13 protein-coding genes and 2 pseudogenes are annotated in these 16,572 nt (G+C 73.3%); 9 read left to right on the top strand and 6 right to left on the bottom strand.

Annotation, left to right across the window (positions count from 1 at the left end; genetic code table 11):
• Nucleotides 1–83: 83 nt before the first annotated feature.
• A complete protein-coding gene (locus tag ACIQGV_RS13765; RefSeq protein ID WP_402494186.1) occupies nucleotides 84–1,088 on the top strand; it encodes a LacI family DNA-binding transcriptional regulator in 1,005 nt (334 codons plus the stop codon).
• Nucleotides 1,089–1,160: 72 nt separating this feature from the next.
• Nucleotides 1,161–1,469, top strand: coding sequence for a UBP-type zinc finger domain-containing protein (locus tag ACIQGV_RS13760; protein WP_402494184.1), 309 nt, complete (start codon nucleotides 1,161–1,163; stop codon nucleotides 1,467–1,469).
• Here ACIQGV_RS13760 and ACIQGV_RS13755 read toward each other — a convergent pair.
• Nucleotides 1,453–1,849 (bottom strand): annotated as a pseudogene (locus ACIQGV_RS13755) (hypothetical protein); the annotation flags it as partial. The gene ACIQGV_RS13760 and the pseudogene ACIQGV_RS13755 sit on opposite strands and share 17 nt — an antisense overlap.
• A 44-nt stretch (nucleotides 1,850–1,893) precedes the next feature.
• Complete coding sequence (locus ACIQGV_RS13750) at nucleotides 1,894–2,802, bottom strand: oxidoreductase (protein ID WP_402494183.1); 909 nt, start codon at nucleotides 2,800–2,802, stop codon at nucleotides 1,894–1,896.
• Nucleotides 2,803–2,871: 69 nt separating this feature from the next.
• Between ACIQGV_RS13750 and ACIQGV_RS13745 the strand changes: the two genes are divergently transcribed.
• On the top strand, nucleotides 2,872–3,909 hold the full coding sequence (locus ACIQGV_RS13745) for a DUF5937 family protein (protein WP_402494181.1): 1,038 nt from the start codon (nucleotides 2,872–2,874) through the stop codon (nucleotides 3,907–3,909).
• A gap of 84 nt (nucleotides 3,910–3,993) precedes the next feature.
• Nucleotides 3,994–4,179 (top strand): annotated as a pseudogene (locus tag ACIQGV_RS13740) (NADP oxidoreductase); the annotation flags it as partial.
• Here ACIQGV_RS13740 and ACIQGV_RS13735 read toward each other — a convergent pair.
• Both ACIQGV_RS13735 and ACIQGV_RS13730 read right to left on the bottom strand, forming a co-directional pair.
• The gene (locus tag ACIQGV_RS13735) at nucleotides 4,176–4,694 is read right to left on the bottom strand and encodes an SRPBCC family protein (RefSeq protein ID WP_402494180.1); all 519 of its coding nucleotides are present in this window, start codon (nucleotides 4,692–4,694) and stop codon (nucleotides 4,176–4,178) included. The pseudogene ACIQGV_RS13740 and the gene ACIQGV_RS13735 overlap by 4 nt on opposite strands.
• Before the next feature lie 364 nt (nucleotides 4,695–5,058).
• Nucleotides 5,059–6,105 (bottom strand): LacI family DNA-binding transcriptional regulator, encoded by a 1,047-nt coding sequence (locus ACIQGV_RS13730; RefSeq protein ID WP_402494178.1) that lies wholly within the window; start codon nucleotides 6,103–6,105, stop codon nucleotides 5,059–5,061.
• A 258-nt stretch (nucleotides 6,106–6,363) separates the two neighbouring features.
• On the opposite strand from ACIQGV_RS13730, the gene ACIQGV_RS13725 reads away from it, so the two are divergent.
• From ACIQGV_RS13725 to ACIQGV_RS13710, 4 genes are all read left to right on the top strand, one after another.
• Nucleotides 6,364–7,728, top strand: coding sequence for an extracellular solute-binding protein (locus ACIQGV_RS13725; RefSeq protein ID WP_402494176.1), 1,365 nt, complete (start codon nucleotides 6,364–6,366; stop codon nucleotides 7,726–7,728).
• A gap of 21 nt (nucleotides 7,729–7,749) precedes the next feature.
• Entirely contained in the window at nucleotides 7,750–8,700 is a 951-nt protein-coding gene (locus ACIQGV_RS13720) for a carbohydrate ABC transporter permease (RefSeq protein WP_402494175.1), read from the top strand.
• Between the two features lie 2 nt (nucleotides 8,701–8,702).
• On the top strand, nucleotides 8,703–9,605 hold the full coding sequence (locus tag ACIQGV_RS13715) for a carbohydrate ABC transporter permease (RefSeq protein ID WP_402494173.1): 903 nt from the start codon (nucleotides 8,703–8,705) through the stop codon (nucleotides 9,603–9,605).
• Between the two features lie 69 nt (nucleotides 9,606–9,674).
• Complete coding sequence (locus tag ACIQGV_RS13710) at nucleotides 9,675–11,498, top strand: glycoside hydrolase family 2 protein (protein WP_402494171.1); 1,824 nt, start codon at nucleotides 9,675–9,677, stop codon at nucleotides 11,496–11,498.
• A 52-nt stretch (nucleotides 11,499–11,550) separates the two neighbouring features.
• On the opposite strand, the gene ACIQGV_RS13705 is transcribed toward ACIQGV_RS13710, so the two are convergent.
• Entirely contained in the window at nucleotides 11,551–13,233 is a 1,683-nt protein-coding gene (locus tag ACIQGV_RS13705; RefSeq protein WP_402494170.1) for an RICIN domain-containing protein, read from the bottom strand.
• A gap of 589 nt (nucleotides 13,234–13,822) precedes the next feature.
• On the opposite strand from ACIQGV_RS13705, the gene ACIQGV_RS13700 reads away from it, so the two are divergent.
• Nucleotides 13,823–15,172, top strand: a complete 1,350-nt coding sequence (locus ACIQGV_RS13700) for a PucR family transcriptional regulator (protein WP_402494168.1) — start codon at nucleotides 13,823–13,825, stop codon at nucleotides 15,170–15,172.
• A 17-nt stretch (nucleotides 15,173–15,189) separates the two neighbouring features.
• Here ACIQGV_RS13700 and ACIQGV_RS13695 read toward each other — a convergent pair whose 3' ends face one another.
• Nucleotides 15,190–16,398 (bottom strand): acyl-CoA dehydrogenase family protein, encoded by a 1,209-nt coding sequence (locus ACIQGV_RS13695; protein WP_402494167.1) that lies wholly within the window; start codon nucleotides 16,396–16,398, stop codon nucleotides 15,190–15,192.
• Nucleotides 16,399–16,572 lie beyond the last annotated feature (174 nt).

Below are 16,572 nucleotides of genomic sequence, written 5' to 3'. Positions count from 1 at the left end.
CGGCGCAGCACGTACCACCAGCGGAACGGACACCTCGGATGACAGCGGACAGGCACGAAGCCCCGGGCAGAGTCACCCTGAACATGATCGCGTCCGAGGCGGGTGTCTCCGTGTCCACCGTCTCCAAGGTCCTCAACGCACGAGCCGACGTCTCCACGGAGACCAAGGAGCGCGTCGAGGAGGTCATGGACCGGCTCGGGTACCAGCGGCGCCCCGCCCGGCGCCGCGGAGCCGTCGTCGACCTGGTCCTCAACGAGCTCGACAGCCTGTGGTCGGTGGAGATCATCCGCGGTGTCGACGAGGTGCTCCACGAGGCGGGCGCGAGCATGGTCCTCTCGGCGGTGCACGGGCGCAGCGCGGACACCCGCGAGTGGATCGACCAGATCGCCGCGCGCCGCAGCAACGGGGCGATCCTCGTCGTCTCCGACCTGACCGCGCAGCAGCGCAAACGGCTCGCCGCGCTGGAGGTGCCCTTCGTGCTGGTCGATCCGGTGGGCCAGGCCGACGCGCTGGTGCCCACGGTCGGCGCCACCAACTGGGCCGGGGCCATGAGTGCCGCACAGCACCTCATCGGCCTCGGACACACCCGGATCGCCCATCTGGCCGGCCCCCGTCAGGTGCTGTGCAGCCGGGCCCGGGCGGACGGCTTCCGCGCGGCGATGGAGGCGGCCGAACTGCCCGTGCCCGACGGGTGGGTGCCGTACGGCGAGTTCAACGACATCTCCGGCAGGCGGCAGATGGACCGGCTGCTGGACGAGGCGGAGGCCGCCGGGGAGCAGCCGCCCACGGCGGTCTTCGCGGCGAGCGACCTCCAGGCGCTCGGCGCGTTCGAGTCGCTGCGTTCGCGTGGCCACGCCATCCCGGACGACATGAGCCTGGTCGGTTTCGACGACCTTCCCGTCGCGCGCTGGACCCACCCGTCCCTCACCACGGTCCGCCAGCCGCTGCTGGAGATGGCCTCCATGGCGGCCAACACCCTGCTGCGCATCATCGACGGCGAACCGGCCGATCAGCTTCGCCTCGAACTCGCGACGCAGCTCGTCGTACGGTCCAGCACGGCGCCCCCGCCCGGTCACCGGCCCGCCTGACCCGGACCGCATCCGGTGACCCCCCGCGGGACGAAGCGGAAAGAGAACGGGGCGGGACGAGAGGAGCGGGTCGTGACGGTGTGGCGGGTCGCCTCCGACGGCGGCCGTACGGAACCGAGGGCCTGTGCCCATCTCGACGTGCCGGACGCCCCGGCGGACGTGCCCCGCAGCTGTGCCCGCTGCGAGGCCCGGGGCCGGTCGTGGCGACGGCTGCGGTGGTGCGCGGCCTGCGGGCACGTCGGCTGCTGCGACAGCTCGCGCGGGGCGCACGCCCACGCCCACCACGCCGAGACCGGTCACCCGGTGGCCGTGTCCCTCGCGCCCGACGAGGACTGGGCCTGGTGCTTCACCGACGAGGTCTTCCTCACCCGGAGAACTTGAGGCGCCAGCCGGTGTCCGTCGTCGGCCCCGGGACGTTCGCGCGGCGGTAGGCGGTAGGCGGTAGGCGGTAGGCGGTAGGCGGTAGGCGGTCCCGCCCCACCGGCAGAACGTGCCGGTGCACCAGGAGCGGTTCTCCCACGCGTACGGCGTCCCCTTCGGCACGGCGTGGAACATCAGGGGGAACACGGGTCCGGCGGGCGGGCGGGCGGGCTCGTGGCGATGTCGCCGTCGAGGAGCACGAAGCCGTGATGGCCGGGGCCGTCGACGTGCGGCGTCGGGTCCCAGCCGCTCATCATGGTCGCGCGGTGGGAGCCGAAGAGGCAGCCGTTCGACTTGTACCGGTCCCACACGTACGCCGGGTCGCCTTTGGCGGTGAACCTGCCGATGCAGGGCGGGGGTGCGGTGCGGTGCGGCCGACGCCCCGTCAGCCGGACGTCCTGTGGGCGGAGTCGAGCAGGGCCAGCTCCTCGTCCGACAGACGAAGGCTTCCCGCGGCCACGTTGTCCTCCAGATGGGCGGGATCGCCGGTACCGGGGATGGCCAGCACATGCGGGCCCCGGTGCAGCGTCCAGGCGATCCGCACCTGGGCGGGAGTGACACCGCGCCCCCGGGCGACGGCGAGCACCTCGGGATGTTCGGCGCCGACCGCCCCGGCCTGCCGGCCCGTGGCGGCGATGGCGTAGAACGGCACGAAGGCGACCCCCTGCGCACCGCAGGTGCGGACGAACGCGTCCTGGTCCGGACGCACCCCGAGCCCGTACATGTTCTGCACGCACACCACCGGCGCGATGGCCCGGGCCTCGTCGAGATGGTGCGGGTGGACGTTGGACAGGCCCAGATGACGCACGAGGCCCGCCTGGCGCAACTCGGCCAGCACACCGAAACGTTCGGCGATCGAACCGGTCCCGACGATCCGCAGGTTCACCACGTCCAGATGGTCGCGGCCGAGCTGCCGCAGATTCTCCTCGACCAGTCCGCGCAGCTGCTCCGGGCCCGCGTGCGGCAGCCAGGCCCCCGACGGGTCGCGCGGCTGGCCCACCTTGGTGGCGATCACGAGGTCGTCCGGGTACGGGGCCAGGGCCCGGTTGATCAGTTCGTTGGCCGAGCGCAGCGGCGAGAAGTAGAAGGCGGCGGTGTCGATGTGGTTCACACCCAGTTCGACCGCGCGGCGCAGAACACGCACGGCCTGCTCCCGGTCGCGCGGCACGGCGTCGGCGACGAGCGCGCTGCCGGTCTGCGGCAGACGCATCGCCCCGAAGCCGATCCGGTTGACCGTGCGGTCTCCCAGTGTCCAGGTTCCCGAGGCCGCGGCGGTGATCGTCTCAGAGGTCATGGCGGGATGATCTCCGCACGCTAGGGTGGCCGCCATCGATTCAGGCATACGTGAATCCCGGAGGCGGCCGTGCCGGCGGAGCTGGAGTTCTCGGTCGCGGACCTGGCACGGACGCGGTTCGCCGTCTCCCCGATGTGGCAGGTGGGCACGAGCTTCCGTCTGCTGGTCTCCGGCGCCGCGGATCCCCTGCACCGGCGCTGGCTGGAACAGGTGCGGCCCCGGTTCACCGCCGCGGGCCTGCACCAGGGATGGCTGGCCGAGCTGATCCCGCCCGCGGGCTACGTCCCGGACTTCCTCAATCCCGCGCCCACCGGGCCCGGTCCGGCCCTGGCCGAGGAGCTGGACGCGGTCCTGGCCGCCCCCGCCGACCGGGTCCGCAGGGACCTCGGTCATCTCGCCCGCCACCAGGGTGCCCTCGGCCCCAGGGCGCGGTCGCTGCACGCGGACCCGGCGTCCCGGTCGGCGCGGCTCGCGGAGGAGATCGAGACCTACTGGGAACTGGCCCTCGCCCCCTACTGGTCGCGCATCCGCGCGGTGCTCGACGCCGACATCCTCCACCGGGCCCGTCAGGTCGCCGGACACGGCGCCGGACGTCTGCTGAACGAGCTGCACCCGCTGGCCAGTTGGGACGACAACGTGCTGCGCGTGGTGCGTCGCCGGCGGACCCTGTCGCGGGACACGGCGGGGCCGGGGCTGCTGCTGATCCCCTGTGCCTTCAAGGGGCCGGGCCTGTCGACCCGGGTCTCGCCGCCGGATCCGCCCCAGCTCGCCTACCGCGCCCGCGGTGTCGGCACGCTGTGGGAGCGCCGTACCGTCACCGGCGGCGCCGCGCTCGCCGCCGTTCTCGGGCGGTCGCGCGCCCGGCTCCTCGCCGAACTCGACACGCCGTCCACCACGACGGAACTGGCCCGGCGCACCGGCATCTCCATGGCCGGGGTCTCGCAGAACCTGACCGCGCTGCGCGACGCCGGCTTCGTCACGGCGCACCGGGCCGGACGCGTCGTGCTGTACGCCCGTACCGCCGTGGGGGAGTCGGTGCTCGCGGCCGGGTCCGGCGACGGGCCGGGGTCCACGGCGGGCCGGTCGATCGACGGGCCGGTCGGCTGAGGACCGGTCGGCTGACGGACCGGTCGGCTGACGGGGCGGCCCGCGACCGCCTGACGCACCGGCCGTCCGTCTCGACGGGGCGGCGTGGACTGCGGATCGGCGGCCGGCGGCGGGCTCGGGCGGGCGGGGCTCCTGGAGGCGGCCGCCGCGCTGTTCGCCGGGCTGTGGGCCGGCGAAGGCGCGGACGTGCAGGCGATCGCTCCTCGGCCGGCCCACGCGACCGGCCCTGCCGTCCGGGAGACGGAGGACGGCGCGAAGGCGGCCTCCTAGACGCTCTCCCCGGCGCTCTCCTGCTCCAGCTCCCGCTTGAGATTGCGCAGGGTCCTGGCGATGTTGCGGGCCTGGAAGTCGGCGAAGGTGCTGCCCGCGGTGGCGATCCGGTCGAAGAGGTTCGCGGCGAACGTCGGCCACCGCCGGCGGTCGTCCGTCCAGGTCTCGGTCACACGGGTGCCGTCACCGGCGGGCTCGAAGCGGTACTCCCAGGTGGCGATCGGAGCCCGCAGGCGCGGCCGGGTCAGCCCGATCTCGTGCACCCGGAAGGCGAAGGTCCGCTCCGGGTCCGCCGCGGTGACCGTGCACCGCGTCACCCAGCGGAACCTCCCGCGCCTGTTCCGTCCGACGAACGTCTCCCCGGCCGTGACCGGGCCCTGCGCGGTTCCGGGAGCCGTCCCCAGGTTCTCCGGACTCCAGCGGCCCATGTCGGAAGGACGGCTCACCGCGCGGTACGCGACCGCGGGCGCGACGTCGATGACGATGCTGTCGCTCACGCTGAACACACGGGCCACGGCGCTGCCTCCCGACCTGGCACAAGGAGTTACTGTCGAGTAGGGATCATTGCACGGGACGGGCGCGGCAACCAGGGGCGAGGACGCCCCCGGCCCTGCCGCGTCCGTCACACCGCCGTCCTGCGCGTGCCCCACCGCGTGTGCCGAGGCCCGGCCCCGCCCGGCCCCGCACGAGGCAGCTCCCTCGTCTCCGCCGTCTCCGCCGCTTCCGCCGTCTCCGCCGCTTCCGCTGTCTCCGCCGTCTTCGCGGGCTCCGCCGCTTCCGCTGTCTCCGCCGTCTTCGCGGGCTCCGCCGCTTCCGCCGTCTCCGCCGTCTTCGCCGTCTCCGCGGGCCCTGTCGTCTCCGCGGCCGCTCCCGCGGCCCTCACCGCCCCGCCGGTCCCTCCGTGCTCTCGCGCAGCACCAGCCGGTGCGGTACCACCAGGTCGCGCGGCGGGCGGTCGCCGGGGCCGTCGGACTCGCCGGTTCCCGCCGCCTCGTCCATCCGGTGCTGAAGCAGCTCGACGGCCAGCTTGGCCACCGCGGCCTTGTCCGGCGCCACCGTGCTCAGCGTCGGCACGCTGAAGCGGCCGCCCTCCACGTCGTCGAAGCCGATGACGGCCACCTCCTCGGGCACCCGGATGCCGTGCTCGTGCAGCGCCCGCAGTGCGCCGAGGGCGAGCTGGTCGTTGAGGCACAGCAGCGCGTCCGGCCGTGCGCCGTCCTCCAGCGCCCGGTTCACCGCCGCGGCGCCGTCGGGCATCCGGAACGACGCGACGGGGACCACCCCGGCCGGGTCGTGGGCGATGCCCGCTTCCGCGAGGGCGCTGCGGTAGCCGCGGGTGCGTGCCTCGGCCGTGCCCAGGCCGGTGCTGTCACGGCCGCCGACGGCCAGGATCGTACGGCGGCCGAGGGCGATCAGGTGCTCGGTCGCCTCGCGTGCGGCCTTCTCGTTGTCGATGGCGACATGGTCCGCGCCCTCCTCCAGCAACTCGCCGAGCAGCACGGTGGGCGGGGCGCCCGCGCGGTCGCGCAGGTCGTCGGCCGTGAGGGCGAGCGGGCTGAGGATGACCCCGTCGACGAAGGCGGAGCCGAATCCGGCCAGAGCCGACAGCTCGTGGTCGCGCTCGCCCCCGGACTGATGGATCAGCACGGTCAGCGACCGCGCCCCGGCCTCGCGCACGACGTGCCGGGCGAGTTCGGCGAAGTAGGGCACGTCCAGCTCGGGGACGACCAGGGCGATGATGCCGGTGCGTCCCTTGCGGAGGTGACGCCCGGCCAGGTTCACCCTGTAGCCGAGGTGTTCGATCGCCTCCTGCACCGCACGCCGGGTCCGCTCGGAGACATGGACGTAGTCGTTGATCACGTTGGAGACCGTCTTCTCCGACACCCCCGCGTGCCGTGCGACGTCCTTGATCCTGGGTCGTGCCACCGAGACCTCCCTGCCCCTCACGCCCGCCGAGTCTATGTCCCGGCACGTCGCGGGCCTGAGTCCAGCCCTTCGAGGCGGCCCGGCATCGGTCCGGACCATGTGCCCGAGGCTCTTTACAGCCAATGTACATCGATGTAAAAACGAGCCACCGCATCGATCCACTCGGTGCGACCCGCCGCATGCCGCCCCCGGTGGGGCCATCTCCCCGTGGCCCCACCGCCGTTCCGGCACGCGTGTCCGGCCGTCGAAAGGTCCGCGATGTCCTCCCGTCACCCCGTACCCGAAGCAGCGCCACCCTCCGACCGGCCGCGCGGCCTGTCCCGCCGCCGGCTGATGCGCCACACCCTGGCCGCGGCGGGAGCACTGGCCGCCGTGGGACCGCTGTCCGGCTGCTCCTCGCCGGCCGCGGCCTCGGGCGCCTCCGGCCTCAGCGTCTGGGACCTCTTCCAGGGCGGCGACGGCATGCTGATGGACGACATGATCGCGGCCGTCTCCCGCGGCCGGCACGGCTTCGACGTGCAGCGGACGATCCTCGACTGGGGCCCCTCCTACTACACCAAACTGGCCATGTCGGCCGCCGGGGGCCGCGCCGCCGACATCGCCGTCCTGCATCTGTCCCGGCTCGCCGGCTACGCGCCCGGCGGCCTCCTGGACCCCTTCGACCTGGACCTGCTCGCCGAGTTCGGCGTCACCGAGAAGGACTTCACCCCGGCCGTCTGGCAGCGGACCCGGCACGACGGCGTCGTCCACGCGATCCCGCTGGACGTCCACCCCTTCATCGTCTTCTACGACAAGGAGGCCGCCGGCACCGCCGGACTGCTCGACTCCTCCGGCGAACTCGCCCCGATGGGCTCGCCCGAGGCGTTCCTGGACGCCGGCAAGGCGCTCGCGGAGGCGACCGGACAGTCGGGCATCCTGTTCGGCCACGTCACCGACACGGCGCAGAACTGGCGCCAGTTCGCCGCCCTCTACGCCCAGACCGGCGCGTCCTTCACCCTCCCCGGCGGCGGACCCCCCGAGATCGACGTCGACGCCGCCGTGCGCGTCGTGACGTTCATGCAGCAGCTCTTCGACGGACGGACCAACCCCAACAACCTGGACTACACCGGCGCGATGGCCGGATTCATCGGCGGCCGCGGCGGCATGGTCATGCTGGGCGAGTGGGAACTGCCCACCCTGAAGAAGTCCGGCATCCCGCTCGGCGCCGCGCCCTTCCCCACGGTCTTCGGTGAACCGGCCGTCTACACCGACAGCCACAGCTTCGTCCTGCCGCACCAGAAGAACCCCGACCCGGCCCGCCGCCGCGAGGCCCACCGGTACGTCGCCGAGATCGTCAAGCAGTCCCTGACCTGGGCGAGCGCCGGCCACATCCCCGCGTACCAGCCCGTGGTCGCCGAACCCGCCTACGCCGCCCTCGACCCGCAGTCCTCGTACGCGCGGGCCGCCGAGGTCGCCGTGCTCGATCCGCCCAACTGGTTCGCCGGAGCGGGCTCGAACTTCCAGAACCGGATGTGCCAGCCCCTGCAGTCGGCCCTGCTCGGCAACACCACCCCCGAGAAGGCCGTACGGCAGATGGTCGCCGAGGCCGACACGCTGCTGCGGCAGCCCGATCCGGTGGCCTGACCCACGAGAGGAGTGACCGCCATGACCACCACCGCACCCCACGGCGCGAAGGCCCCCGCCGGCGCCGCCGCGCCCCCGGCCGACGCCCCTCGCCGGCCCGGCCTCCGCGGATTCCGCCCGACCGCCGGCAACGGACTGGTCTTCGTCATGCCGTTCCTGCTGCTGTTCGCCCTCTTCATGGTGTGGCCGATCGCGCAGGGGCTGTGGATGAGCTTCACCGACAGCTCGCTCGCCCTGCGCGACACCGCCTTCGTCGGCCTCGACAACTACACCGAGGCGTTCGGCGACCCGGACGTGTGGAGCAGCCTCGGCAACACCGTCCTGTTCACCGTCGTCTCCTCCGTGCCCCTGGTGCTCGTCGCCCTGGCGATGGCCCTGCTGGTGCACAGCGGGCTCGCCGGACAATGGGCCTGGCGGCTGGCGTTCTTCGCCCCCTACCTGCTGCCCGTCACCGTGGTGACCCTCGTGTGGGCCTGGCTCTACCAGCCGGAGATCGGCCTGGCCAACCAGTTCCTCGACACCTTCGGCATCGGGCCCGTCGGCTGGCTGTCCGACGAGGCCGTCGCGATGTGGTCGATCGCCGCGCTGACCGTGTGGTGGACCGTCGGCTTCAACTTCCTGCTCTACCTCGCCGCACTCCAGTCCCTGCCCACCACCTTCGACGAGGCCGCCGCCCTGGACGGCGCGGGCGCCTGGCGCCGGCTGTGGTCCATCACCCTGCCCCAGCTGCGCAGGACCACCGTGCTGGTGGCCATGCTCCAGATCCTCGCCTCGCTGAAGGTGTTCGACCAGATCTACATCCTCACCAAGGGCGGCCCGAACGGCTCGACCCGCCCCGTCCTGGAGTACGTCTACGACGTCGGCTTCACCGGCTACCGGCTCGGCTACGCCTCCGCCGTCTCGTACCTCTTCTTCGCGCTCGTCGTGGTCGTCTCACTCGTCCAGCTGCGCCTCTTCCGCCGGGAGGACTGACCGTGTCCGTCACCGCACCCCCTCTGCGCCGCCCACGGCGCCGGCCGGCCCCGGAGCGCGACGGCTCCCCGCTGCTCCTCGGCCACGGCCGGGTGCCGCGCGTCCTGGCCGGCACCGCCCTCACCGTCCTGGCGGCCGTCTGGCTGCTGCCGTTCGTCTGGGCGGTCGCCACCTCCGTGCAGAGCGAGCAGGACGTGGCCACCCCGGGACTCTCGCCCTTCAAGGGCGCCTTCACCGCGCAGGCGTACCGGCAGATCCTGGAGCGCGGCAACGTCACCCTCTGGGCCTTCAACAGCCTGCTGATCGCCTCGCTGGTGACGGTCCTGACCGTGACCGTCTCCACCCTCGCCGCCTACGGGCTCTCCCGCGGCACGTTCCGCGGCCGCCGTGTCCTGCTCGGCGTGACGGTGGCCGCCGTCATGGTCCCGCCGCAGCTGCTCGTGGTCCCGCTGTTCAAGCAGATGCTGCTGTTCGACCTGGTGGACACCTACGCGGCCGTCGTCCTGCCGCAGGTCGTCGCGCCGATGATGGTGTTCATCCTCAAGCGCTTCTTCGACGGCATCCCCCGGGAACTGGAGGACGCCGCCCGCATCGACGGCGCGTCCGAGTTCCGGGTGTTCCTCTCGATCGTGCTGCCGCTGTCGCGGCCGATCGTCGCCGCCGTCGCGATCTTCGTGTTCATCGGCGCCTGGAACAACTTCATGTGGCCGTTCATCGTCACCAACGACCCCGATCTGATGACCCTCCCGGTCGGCCTCGCCACCGTGAAGGACGCCTTCGGCATCCAGTACGCGCAGTCCATGGCCTCCGCCCTGCTGGCCGCGCTGCCGCTGATCGTGGTGTTCCTCCTCTTCCAGCGCCGCATCGTCGACTCCGTGGCCACCACCGGCCTCGGCGGTTCCTGACCCCCGCCCTCCCGCCCCACCGCAGCCACGGCGGCCCGTGTCCCGGCCGCCCGAACGACTGGAGCATGTGTGCCCACTCACTCCGTACCGCGCCCGGAGTACCCGCGACCGCAGTTCGTGCGGCGCGACTGGCTCAACCTGAACGGCGCCTGGCAGTTCGAGACCGACCGGGGGGACAGCGGCCTCGAACGCGGACTCCTCGGCCGTGAACTGCACGACGAGATCCTCGTCCCCTTCCCGCCCGAGTCCGAGCTGTCCGGCATCGGCGACACCGACTTCCTGAACGCCGTCTGGTACCGCCGGGAGGTCACGCTGCCGGCCGACTGGGCCGGTCGGCGGGTGCTGCTGCACTTCGGCGCCGTCGACCACGACACCACCGTGTGGGCCGACGGGCGCGAGGTCGTCCGGCACCGCGGCGGCTTCACCCCCTTCACCGCCGACCTCGGCGACATCGCGGGCTCCGGCGAGCCGGTCGTCATCACCGTCCGGGCCCGCGACCCCAGGTCGGGCCCCCAGGCGCGCGGCAAGCAGGCCGTCCGGTACGCCAACCACGACTGCAACTACACCCGGGTGACCGGCATCTGGCAGACCGTCTGGCTCGAACCCGTCCCCGAGGTCCATCTGCGGCGCCCCCGGATCACCCCGGACCTCGCCGGCTCCGCCTTCCACGTCGAACTGCCGCTGTCCGGCAACCGCCCCGGACTGCGGGTGCGGGCCGTGCTCGGTGACGCCGACGGCGAGGTCGCCCGCGCCGAGGCCCGCGCCGATCTGGACCTCGCCCCCCGTCTTGTGCTGCCCGTCCCCGACGGCAGGCGCCGCGAATGGGGGCCCGGGGACCCGCACCTGTACGACCTGCGCCTCGAACTCGTCGACTCCGCCGGGCAGGTCGTCGACACCGCCGACAGCTACGCGGGCCTGCGCGCCGTGGGCGTGCGCGGCAAGGCCGTCACCCTCAACGGCCGCACGGTCTTCCAGCGCCTGGTGCTCGACCAGGGCTGGTACCCGGACGGCCTGATGACCGCGCCGACCGACGAGGCCCTCGTCCGGGACATCGAACTGGCCATGGAGGCCGGCTTCAACGGGGCCCGCCTGCACCAGAAGGTCTTCGAGGAGCGCTTCCTCCACCACGCCGACCGCCTCGGCTACCTGGTGTGGGGCGAGTTCGGCGACTGGGGCTGCGAGGTCGGCGGCTCCTCCGGCGACAACCAGCAGCCCGACGCCTCCTACGTCGCCCAGTGGCTGGAGGCCCTCGAACGCGACTACTCCCACCCCTCGGTCATCGGCTGGTGCCCGCTGAACGAGACGTACCAGAAGCTGCACGACCGCATCACCCGGCTCGACGACGTCACCCGCGCGATGTTCCTCGCCACCAAGGCCATGGACACCACCCGCCCCGTCGTCGACGCCTCCGGCTACGCCCACCGCGTCGCCGAGACCGACGTCTACGACGCCCACCACTACGAGCAGGACCCCGAGGCGTTCCGCACGCTGATGTCCGGCCTCGACAAGGACGAGCCGTTCGTCAACTCCTACGAGAACGGCGCCGCCTACTCCCAGCCCTACCGCGGACAGCCCTACTTCGTCAGCGAGTTCGGCGGCATCTGGTGGGACCCGGAGGCGGCCGCCGCGCAGTCGGGCGAGGACCGCACCGAGTCCTGGGGCTACGGCGAACGGGTCCGTGACGAGGACGAGTTCCACGCGCGCTTCGCCGGGCTCACCGGGGTGCTGCTGGCGGACCCGAACATGTTCGGCTACTGCTACACCCAGCTCACGGACGTCTTCCAGGAGCAGAACGGCGTCTACCGCTTCGACCGGGGGACCAAGCTCGACGTCGACCGTGTCCGGGCCGCGCAGCTGCGGCCGGCCGCGATCGAGGAGCGGGCCCGGGAGTAGCCGGGCCGTGCGGTGCCTTCCCGGTCGCGCACCGGGGAGGCACCGCAGGAGGTCAGACCCGCTCCAGCCGCCAGATCTGCGGCTGGAGCCCGTTGCACGTCCACTGCCGGACATCGGCCCCGGGCTCGCGCGAGCCCCCGGCCACGTCCAGGCACTGGCCGCTGGAGCGGACCACCAGCCGGTAGTAGCCCCGGCCGACGTTCTCCAGCCGCCAGTCCTGCGCGGACTGCCCGTTGCAGTACCACTGCCGGACGTCCGCGCCCGGCGTGGGGGAGCCGTTCTCCACGTCCAGGCACAGTCCGCTGTTGCGCGCGGTCAGCGTGAACCGGCCGTCGCCGCGCGCCCGCAGGGTCCACTGCTGCGGACCGAGCCCGTTGCAGGTCCACTGCTGGACGTTGCCGCCGGGCGCGCGGGAGTCGGCGGCCACGTCCAGGCAGTGGCCGCTGCCCGCGCTCACCAGCCGGTACAGTCCGCCGTCCACGACCCCGGCCGCGTCACCGCTGCCGGTGAGCGGACCGCTGCCGAACCAGGCCCGGCACACCGTGCCGTCGAAGTCCGTGGCGATCTCCAGGACCCGGCTGCCGTCCGCCGACGGCAGCAGCGGGGTGCTGTAGTTCTGGCAGTAGTTCACCTCGGGCGCCGGCACGGTCACCGGCGACGGGATCTCGTACCAGGGACCGCTGCCGTTCTCGGTGTTGGCGAGGATCGTGCGGCCGCTGTCGGCGGCGGGCGTGCCGTCGCGGTTCAGCAGCCGCTGCCCGATGAGCAGGATCCGCCCGTTCGGCCCGCCGCCGGGCGACGGGGCCCAGGCCACGGTCGGCGCGGCGCGGAGGTACTTGCCGTCGACGGTCTCCGGCCGGATCCCCAGCGAGGCCGGGTTCCCCCAGTTCCAGCCGTCGGCGGAGGTGCGGTAGTGCACCACGCACTGGTACTGGCCGCCCGGGTTGCAGATCTCGTAGCCCATGAAGTAGGTGCCGTTCGGCAGCCGGCGCACCACCGGCATGCCCGGCCGGTCCGGGGCCCAGGTGCTCGCGACGGTGTCGTGGTGGCCCTGCCAGTGCACCCCGTCGTAGGTGCGCGCGGCCACCAGTTTCTGGCTGTGCGCCGGGTCCGTCTCGTCCGAGTAGTGGCAGACGAGCGCCCCGTCGGCGGCCACGGAGAACTCCGGCTCCCACAGGCCGCCCGTGCCGCCCGCCACCGCGCAGGCGGACAGATAGGACCAGCTGCGTCCGACGTCGTTGCTGCGCCAGATCCGCAGCGCCATGCGGCGGTTCGGCTCGTCCTGCCCGGCGGAGGAGGCCCACAGCAGGGTGCCGGCGGGCAACGCGCCGATCTGCCGGGGGAGTTCGAAGAGGGTGGCGCAGCACAGGCCCTGGCCGGCGGCGGACTCGGGGTCCACGACCCGGCCGACCTCGCGGAAGGTCGCCCCGGAGTCGGTGCTCTCGTGGACGGCGCCGATGCCGTTGTTGCCGTCGAAGGTGACCACGCTCGCGAGGACACGGCCGTTGGCGGAGCCGTTGTGGGCGAGCCGGACCGCCCGCGGGTACATTCCCGGGCCGGCCCGCAGGGGAGTGCCCGTGGCGGTGGGGGCGAGGCTGTCCGCCGCCGGCGGGGCGGGAGCCGGTGGGGTGCCGGCGACGGCCGGGCCGGCGAGCACCAGGCCCAGCGCCGCGGCCAGGCCGGACAGCGCGGCCCGGACCCGGGCGCGGCGCCGGCGTCCGATGGGGTGCGGCATACGGAGGATCAACGCGGTCTTCCTTCCTGTGGGGGAGGAGGGATCCGCGTCAGGCTAGAGCCGGATATACATCGATGTAAACAGCTGTGCGGGCAGGACTGCGTCCGATCAACATCCCTTTTGCGGAGCCGAGTTGATCGGGTGCACACCTCTCGTGCCGGTCGGACGCACACCTCTTGTGCGAGTCGGGTGCACACCTCTCGTGCCGGTCGGGCGTCGCCGATCGGCCGGCCCCGTGCGCGGCGCGGAGGCCGGGCCGGCGGGCCGCGTGCGCCCCGCCGCCTTCGACGGTGAGTGCGGCCCGCGCGGCACCGGGCTCCTCCGGCGCCCGGGCCGGAGGCCACGGGAGCGCGGAAATGGCGTTAAGGCAATGGATTGGCGATATTCATCAGGAATGGCGTTTCCCTGTTAGGGTGCTCGGCCATGGCGGAACCCGGGCCGAAGGTGCCGCCGGGTGGCCCATCGCGGAATGCCGCGCCGACGCCGTACGGGGAAGGTTCCTCCAGCCCGGCGGACGCAGCGGACCGTGCCGCCGCACCTGCTGACGAGACGACGGCGAGGAAGACGCCATGACGGCAAGGAAGACGCCATGACAGCCCACCCCCGCCCAGGCCCCGACGGCTGGATCCACCGGCTCGCCCCCACGGGCGCCGGCCCGGCGCATCCGCCGGCCAGCTCGGAGCGGACCGTCGCCGAGGCGACCGAGGCCCTGGGCGAGGAGCCCGTGGCCTGGGCGGTCGACCTCGGCCACCGGCTGGCGGAGGTCATCACCCGGGAGCTGCCGGAACTGGGTGAGGGCCCGGACCTGTTCCGCACCCTGCGGATGGGCACCGAGTCCGTCGTCCTCCAGGCGCTGCTGCTGCTCACCGGCAGACAGGTCTCGGCCGGAGCCACCGAGGAGGCCCTGCTGGGCGACCGCGAGTTCGCCCGGCGCCGGGTCGGCCTGGACAAGGTGCTGCGCGGCATCCGCGTCTCCCACGCCGAGCTGTCCCGTGCCCTGATGTCCGCCTGCCAGGAACTCGCTCCGGCCGCCGAGCACGCCCGGCAGTTCCGCCGTATCTCGGAGGCCCTGCTCGCCTACGTGGAGGACTTCGCCTCCGGGATGACCGCCGAGTACCTCGCCGAGCACGACCGCTGGGTCGCCAGCGGTGCGGCCGCCCGTGAGGAGACCGTCCGCCAGATCCTCGGCGGCGAACCCCTGCGGGAGGAGACCGCGACCCGTGCCCTCGGCTACCCCCTGCGCGGCCGTCACCTCGCCCTGGTCGTCTGGCACGACACCGAGCTGGCCGCTCCCACCACCGACCTTCAGCAGGCCGCGGCCCACTTCCTGCGCCGGCGGCACTGCACGACCACCCTGCTCGTGCCCACCGGGCGCACCAGCCTCTGGGCCTGGGGCGCCCCGGCCCCCGCGGCGGCCGGGGCCGACGACGAGCAGCCGGGGCCCCTCGACCTCCCCGGCATCCGCATCGCCTGCGGAACGCGGCGCGAGGGACTGTCCGGCTTCCGGCGGTCGCACCAGGAGGCCGAGGCCGCCGCCCGGGTCATGCGGCTCAGCCCGCGCACGGACCCCGTCGTCGGCTACCCCGACGTGGCCCTGGCGTCCCTGCTCTCCGCCGACCTCACCGCCACCCGGCGTTTCGTGCACGACGAACTGGCCGGGCTCGCGGCGGACACCCCGCAGGCGGACCAGCTGCGCGAGACACTGCGTCACTACCTGCGCAGCGAGCGCAGCCTCGTCGTCTCCGCGGCGCGGCTGCACGTCGCCCGCAACACGGTCACCTACCGGGTCAAGCGCGCCCAGGAGCTGATGGGACACGACGTCGCCGCCCGGCTCCCGGAGGTGCTCGCGGCGCTGGAGGCCGCCCACGCACTGGGCGCCGCCGTGCTCGGGCCCGTCCGCGGCGGACAACCCCATGGCCCGGCCTCCCTTCCCTCCTGACCGGTCCGGCGGGCGGATCAGATCAGCGGAGTGACCTGCTCCTCGATGCCCAGCAGCGCACGCCCGTACAGCTCGGTCGAGATCGCCGGGTTGATCACCGCGTGCCGGCTGCCGGTCTCCTGATCCCGCCAGATCCGCTGGAGCGGGCTGCCCTCGGCGAAGCTGCCCGCGCCCTGGACGCTGAGCAGGACGTCGAGCGCCTCACGCGCACGCCGCGCGACATAGCCGGTGTCCATGCGGGAACGGGCCCGCTCCAGGAGGGGCATCTGCTCGCCCTCGGCCGCCCAGGAGTCGATGGAGTCCGCGGCGCGCAGCAGGTGCAGCTCCGCGGTGTCGATCAGCTGGGCCGCCTCGGCCAGCTGGATCTGCGTGGAGGGGGAGTCCTTCGCCTGCTCGTAGAACGTGTACGAGATCCCCTTGCCCTTGGCGAGCGAACCGCTGACGACGTCCAGTCCGGCCTTCGCCAGACCCACCTGCGGGCCCGCCAGGACCAGCGCCAGCATCGGCACCAGGGCCGACCGGTACAGCGCCTCGTCCTTGAACTCCGTGCGGTAGACGCCCTGGACGGCCCGGGTCACCGACATGATCCGGTGGTCGGGCACGAAGACCTCGTCGGCGACCAGCGTGTTGCTGCCCGTGCCGCGCATGCCCGCCACGAACCAGGTGTCCTCGACGGTCAGTTCGGACAGCGGGATGAGCGCCATGCCCTGGTCGACCTGGCGTCCGGTGGCGTCCACGATCGGGAAGCCCAGCGCCGCCCACTGGCTGTGCAGGCTGCCCGAGGCGAAGCCCCAGCGGCCGGTGACGACCTGGCCGCCGTCCACGGCCCTGCTGGTCGCGCTGGGGGCCAGCACGCCGCAGGTCCGCGCGTCGGGGCCGTTGCCCCAGACCTCCTTCTGGGCCTGCTCCGGGAGCAGGCCGACCGTCCAGTTGCTGACGTTGATCAGCGTGGTCACCCAGGCGGTCGACCCGCAGCCGCGGGCCAGCTCCGAGACGACCCGCAGGAAGGTGCGGAGGTTCGTCTCGTGGCCGCCGAGGCGCCGGGGCACCGTCAGCCGGAACAGCCCGGCCTCGGCCAGGGCCTCGATGTTCTCCTCCACCACACGGCGCCCCTGCTCCGTGCGGGCGGCGTTCTCGCGCAGGAGCGGGACCAGGGCCGCGGCACGGGCGATCAGCGCCTCGTCCTCGGTGCCGACGGCCGGCGTGAGGGATGGGGTCGTGGACATGGGTACCTCCGTGGATCAGCGGCTCGGGCGGCGCGGCCCGTTGCACGGAGCAGCGCCGATGCCGCGATTCCACGCCACCTTCCGGCCGCTGTTCTCGCGCCGGGACCGCAAAAGTCCCGCCGCCGTTTGGCCCGCCGGACCAAACGGGTCCCCGCTTGTGCCCGTGGCGCAATC

This window comes from Streptomyces sp. NPDC093094 (genome assembly GCF_044754345.1).
In the GTDB taxonomy this organism is placed as follows: Bacteria; Actinomycetota; Actinomycetes; order Streptomycetales; family Streptomycetaceae; genus Streptomyces.
The sequence above is the reverse complement of the archived record's forward strand: the minus strand, read 5'-3'. Positions and strand labels throughout refer to the sequence as shown.

What these genes read in the sequence shown, in the direction of transcription:
- ACIQGV_RS13700 (WP_402494168.1), top strand. Translation starts at nt 13,823, where the DNA reads ATGACAGCCCACCCCCGCCCAGGCCCCGACGGCTGGATCCACCGGCTC.
- ACIQGV_RS13695 (WP_402494167.1), bottom strand. Translation starts at nt 16,398, where the DNA reads ATGTCCACGACCCCATCCCTCACGCCGGCCGTCGGCACCGAGGACGAG.
- ACIQGV_RS13720 (WP_402494175.1), top strand. Translation starts at nt 7,750, where the DNA reads ATGACCACCACCGCACCCCACGGCGCGAAGGCCCCCGCCGGCGCCGCC.
- ACIQGV_RS13750 (WP_402494183.1), bottom strand. Translation starts at nt 2,802, where the DNA reads ATGACCTCTGAGACGATCACCGCCGCGGCCTCGGGAACCTGGACACTG.
- ACIQGV_RS13705 (WP_402494170.1), bottom strand. Translation starts at nt 13,233, where the DNA reads ATGCCGCACCCCATCGGACGCCGGCGCCGCGCCCGGGTCCGGGCCGCG.
- ACIQGV_RS13765 (WP_402494186.1), top strand. Translation starts at nt 84, where the DNA reads ATGATCGCGTCCGAGGCGGGTGTCTCCGTGTCCACCGTCTCCAAGGTC.
- ACIQGV_RS13725 (WP_402494176.1), top strand. Translation starts at nt 6,364, where the DNA reads ATGTCCTCCCGTCACCCCGTACCCGAAGCAGCGCCACCCTCCGACCGG.